General features: G+C 71.6%; 3 protein-coding genes and 1 pseudogene. All 4 read right to left on the reverse strand.

Annotation, left to right across the window (positions count from 1 at the left end):
- Positions 1 to 468: pseudogene (locus A9X05_RS06055) on the reverse strand (MinD/ParA family protein); the annotation flags it as partial.
- A gap of 43 nt (positions 469 to 511) precedes the next feature.
- Positions 512 to 1,489, reverse strand: a complete 978-nt coding sequence (ccsB, locus tag A9X05_RS06060) for a c-type cytochrome biogenesis protein CcsB (protein WP_067779921.1) — start codon at positions 1,487 to 1,489, stop codon at positions 512 to 514.
- A complete protein-coding gene (locus A9X05_RS06065) occupies positions 1,486 to 3,126 on the reverse strand; it encodes a cytochrome c biogenesis protein ResB (RefSeq protein WP_067748325.1) in 1,641 nt (546 codons plus the stop codon). Before A9X05_RS06065 ends, ccsB begins: the two co-directional genes overlap by 4 nt.
- Positions 3,126 to 3,887, reverse strand: a complete 762-nt coding sequence (locus A9X05_RS06070) for a cytochrome c biogenesis CcdA family protein (protein WP_067779923.1) — start codon at positions 3,885 to 3,887, stop codon at positions 3,126 to 3,128. Before A9X05_RS06070 ends, A9X05_RS06065 begins: the two co-directional genes overlap by 1 nt.
- Between the last annotated feature and the right edge of the window lie 2 nt (positions 3,888 to 3,889).

Below are 3,889 nucleotides of genomic sequence, written 5' to 3' on the forward strand. Positions count from 1 at the left end.
CCGCGGGCTCTCACCGAGGTTGATCAGGTGGCCGGACACCTCGTAGAGCAGCCGGCGCCAGCCCTCCGACGGCGGCGGCTTGACCGGCCGCAGCAGCATCCCGGTGGACAGCTCGGGGTACGGCGTGTGCGGCAGCGGCTCCGGCCGCGGCGGGGCTTGCGGGGGCGGCGCGGCGGCCGGGCCGTTGTAGTAGGCGCCGTACGCCGTCGGGTCGACCCGCGGGATTCCGGTCACCGGGGTGGAATCCCAGGGCGGCATACCCGCGGGCCGGGGCGTGGTCGGCGGCGCCGCCTCCCGCCGCTCGGGCCGCCGTTCGGTGCGGAACCCGGCGAAGGCGCGGGTCGGCGCATCGCCGCCGTCGGCGGGCGGTTCGTCGGCGTTCACGGGCGAGGCAGCCGGCCCCTGCGGAGGCATTTGCGTGGTCGGTTCCTCGGGCGCCCCCACGCCCGTCAACGGATGGTCGGACACGTGCACTCCCCCTTGTTGCGTTACTTGGGTCGGTCGCTGGCGGTCACCCCACGCCCGCATACGAATGCAGGCCCACGGTCACCAGGTTAACGAAGAACAGATTGAAGACCATGGCCACGAACCCCGCGACGTTGATCCAGGCCGCCTTCCTGTCCCGCCACCCCGCCGTCGACCTGGCGTGCAGGTAGGCGGCGTAGATCACCCAGGCGACGAAGGACACGGTCTCCTTGGGGTCCCAGCCCCAATACCGCCCCCACGCCTCCTCCGCCCAGATCGCGCCGAAGATGACCCCGAACCCGAAGACCGGGAACGCGAAGATCGTGGTCCGGTAGGCGACGCGGTCCAGCGTCTGCGCGTCGGGGAAGCGCCGCACGATCCGGGCCAGGGTGCCCTCGGCGCCCGGCTCCCCAAGCCGTGAGGTGCGCAACAGGAACTGGATGCTGGCAATGCCGGCGACCATGAACACCCCGGAGCCCAGGCTGACCACCGAGACGTGGATGGGCAGCCAGTAGGACTGCAGCGCGGGCATCACCGGGGCGGCGTTGGTGTAGAGCCAGCGCCCGGACACCGTGAGCAGGATCAGCACCGGCACCAGCAGGAAGACCCACAGCGGGCGGTATTGCGGGCGGCGCAACACGAACGCCCCGGCGAGCAGCCCGCACATGCAGGTCAGGTTGATGAACTCGTACATGTTGCCCCACGGCACCCGCACGGTGGCCAGGCCGCGCAGCACGATGCAGGCGAACAGCAGTCCGATGCCGAGGTAGACCACGGCCAGCCCGGCCCGCCCGACGCGCTCGTCCAGCGGCCGCCCGGGGACGTCCTCGACGATGCCGGGGGTGACGCTGTCCGAGGCGACCGCGCCGGCCAACACCCGTTCGCGCCGGTCGACCCGGCGGCCGCCTGCGTACGCCAGCTCGAAGGCCAGCAGCAGCAACGCGATGACGAGCGCCACCACCGCCGACGTGAACGCCCAGTCGGAGTAGCGTGCCAGCCCGACGTTGACGTGCAGTGTGTTCATTTGACGTCCACCTCAGAACTCCTTCTGGACGCGGGGGGCTTGACCGCCTCCGCGACGTCGGGCCGGCCCAGGCCGTCCAGCACCCGCTCGGTCAACCGCTCGAACTCGTCGCCCCACCCGGAGTTGTCGGTGCGGGCCAGCCCGCCCAACTCGACGTTCACCGTACCGGTCCCCGGAGTGAGCCTGACCCACACCCGGCGGCGGCGCACCAGCAGCGACACCAGCAGGCCGGCCATCATCGTGATGGCGAAAACGAGCACCCAGATCTGCCCTGGGTCGTGGGAGACCTGCAGGTTGACGAACGGCACGGCGCCGTCGAAGCGGACGACGGTGCCGGCCGCCGGGCCCGCCTCGATCCGGACCTCCTGTCCGGCCCGCAGGTTGACCCGCTTCTCCTTGGTCAGCCGGCCCTGCTGGATCAGTCGCGGATCCAGCGTGAACAGCGACTGCGGCCGGCCGGTGTCCAGCCCGGTGTCGCCGCGGTAGATGTCGACGGCCACCGCCGGGGCGTTCAGGGCCGGGAAACGCGACGACAACAGGGTGCCGTCGAGCTGCTCGGTCGGCGCCAGCAGGCCCTGGATCGCGATCTCGTGCTGGCGGCGGTCGGCGGCATTGGGATAGCTGCCGGCGGGCGGGTCGATGCGCACCACCCCCGACGAGAGCAGCGTCTGCGGGTTGTCCGGCCGCCATTGCACGGTCGACGTGCGCGTCTGCCCGTCCGGGAACCTCACGGTGAAGGTGGGCGCGTAGCCGTGGCCCTGCAGGTACACCCGGTCGCCGCCGATTCGCAGCGGGTGGTTGACCTCCAGGCGGTAGGGCCGCCAGGTGTTCGCCGTGAGATCGCCGCCCGATTGGTAGTCGATGTCGGCGGCGAACGAGGTGGCCTGCCCCGACGGCAGGTAGTGCGCCTGGAAGTCGTTGACCCGGATGCAGATCGGATTCAGCGACGTGCCGTCGACGGTGTTGCCGGCGCGGAACGAGTCGAACGCGGCCGGCGAGGCCGAGCAGAAGCCCGGGCCGGAGTCGGCGATGACGATGACGTTGCCCTCGTAGCCGAAAAGCTTCCCGACGGCCACCGCGACCAGCAGGCCCAGCAACGAGAAGTGGAAGACGATGTTGCCGAATTCGCGCAGGTAGCCCTTCTCGGCGGACACCTCGACCAGGCCGGCCTCGTCGTCGTCGGGGTGTCGGATGGCGGTGCGCCAGCCGCGCAGCCGGCCGGTGATGTTGTTCGCCAGGGCGTTCAGCTCGTCGGGGTCGGCCGGCAGCTGCGCGCTGGCGTGCTTGGGCAGGCGGGCCAGGTTGCGCGGGGCGGCCACGGGGGTGGCGCGCAGGCTGCGGGCGTGCTCGATCATCCGCGGCGTCAGGCAGCCGACCAGCGACACGAACAGCAGCACGTAGACGGCCGTGAACCAGAAGCTGGAGAACACGTTGAACGCCTGCAGCCGATCCAGCCACGGCCCGATGACCGGGTGGGCCTTCAGGTAGTCGTCGACCTTTCCGGCGTTCAGGCTGCGCTGCGGCAGCAGCGCCCCCGGTATCGCGCCCAACGCGAGCAGGAACAGCAGCACCAGCGCGGTGCCCATCGAGGTCAACGCGCGCCAGGTGTTGCGCCCCCAGGCAAGGAGTCTCGCCATCAGATCGGCAGCCTCACGTCGGACACGAACGCGTCGCGCAGCCAGGAGACGAAGTCGTTCCACACCCCGCTGACCAGCAGGACACCGACCGCGATCAGCAGCGCGCCGCCGAAAACCTGGATGGCCCGGGTGTGGCGCCGCAGCCAGCCCAGGGCGCCCACGGCGCCGGCCGAGCCGAACGCCAGCAGCACGAACGGTATGCCCAGCCCCAGGCAGTACGCGATCACCAGGACGATCCCGCGGGCCACGCTCGCGCCGTCGGTGGCCGAGGCCACGGTGATCACGCCGGCCAGCGTCGGCCCCAGGCACGGCGTCCAGCCCAACGCGAAGACCGCGCCCAGCAGCGGCGCCCCGGCGACGGTCGTCAGCTGGCGCGGGCTGAACCGGGCCTGGCGTTGCAGTGCCGGGATCAGGCCGACGAAGGCGAGCCCCATCACGATCGTCAGCACGCCCCCGACCCGCTGCAGCAGCAGCTGGTTGGTGATCAGCGTGGTCGTCATCCCGAGGACCGCGACCGTGCCCAGCACGAAGATCGTGGTGAATCCGGCGACGAACAGCGCCGCCGAGCCCGCGACCCGCCACCGCGCCGACGGCGGCGCTTTGACCTGGCCGGGCAGGGGCTGCTCGTCGACGCCCACGACGGCGGCCAGGTAGGACAGGTAGCCGGGCACCAGCGGCACCACGCACGGGGAGGCGAAGGACACCAGCCCCGCCAGCAGGCACACGCCGAGGGCCACCAGGAGCGGTCCGGCGGCGGCGATCT

This window comes from Mycobacterium sp. E3298 (assembly GCF_001666895.1).
Lineage (GTDB): Bacteria > Actinomycetota > Actinomycetes > Mycobacteriales > Mycobacteriaceae > Mycobacterium.